Genomic DNA, 837 nt, shown 5'->3' on the forward strand with positions numbered 1-837 from the left:
CAAGCTGTTGACGATCGTCGTGCCGTGCTACAACTCTGCGGCGTACATGCACCGCAGCATCGACTCGTTGTTGGCCGGGGGCCAGCGGGTGGAGATCTTGATCGTGGACGACGGGTCCTGGGACGCCACCGGCGCGATCGCGGACCGGTACGCCGCGGAGCACCCGGGGGTGGTGCGCGTGATCCATCAGCCCAACGGGGGGCACGGGGCCGCGATCAACACGGGCCTGGCCCACGCGCGCGGGCGGTACATCAAGATCGTGGACTCCGACGACTGGCTCGAGGCCGGCGCCTACGCCAAGGTGCTGGACCTGCTCGACTCGTTCGTGACCCAGGACACCGGGGTCGACATGCTGGTCAGCAACTTCGTGTACGAGAAGGTCGACAAGCGCAACAAGACCGCCGTGCGCTACACCAACGCCCTACCCCAGAACCGGGTCCTGGGCTGGGACCAGGTCGGGCGCCTGCGCAAGAACCAGTACATCCTCATGCACTCCCTGATCTACCGCACCGACCTGCTGCGCGAGGTCGGCCTGGTCCTGCCCGAGCACACCTTCTACGTCGACAACCTCTACGCCTACGCACCCCTGCCCGCGGTCCGGCGCCTGTACTACCTCAACGTCGACCTCTACCGGTACTACATCGGCCGCGCGGACCAGTCCGTCAACGAGACCGTGATGATCTCGCGCGTGGACCAACAGCTACGCATCAACCGCACCATGATGGAACACCTGTCCGCGGCCCGCGCGAACCCGACCACCCCCCGCGCCCTCAAGCGCTACATGCTGCACTACCTCGACATCGTGTCCCTGGTCTCCTCGATGCTCCTGGTCCGCGC

At 66.4% G+C, this 837-nt stretch carries 1 protein-coding gene; it reads left to right on the plus strand.

What is annotated here, in order from left to right:
- A partial coding sequence (locus IE95_RS0118270) for a glycosyltransferase family 2 protein (RefSeq protein ID WP_030153644.1) occupies positions 1-837 on the plus strand: 837 nt, incomplete at both ends.

The organism is Oerskovia turbata, from assembly GCF_000718325.1.
GTDB classification, from domain to species: Bacteria; Actinomycetota; Actinomycetes; order Actinomycetales; family Cellulomonadaceae; genus Oerskovia; species Oerskovia turbata.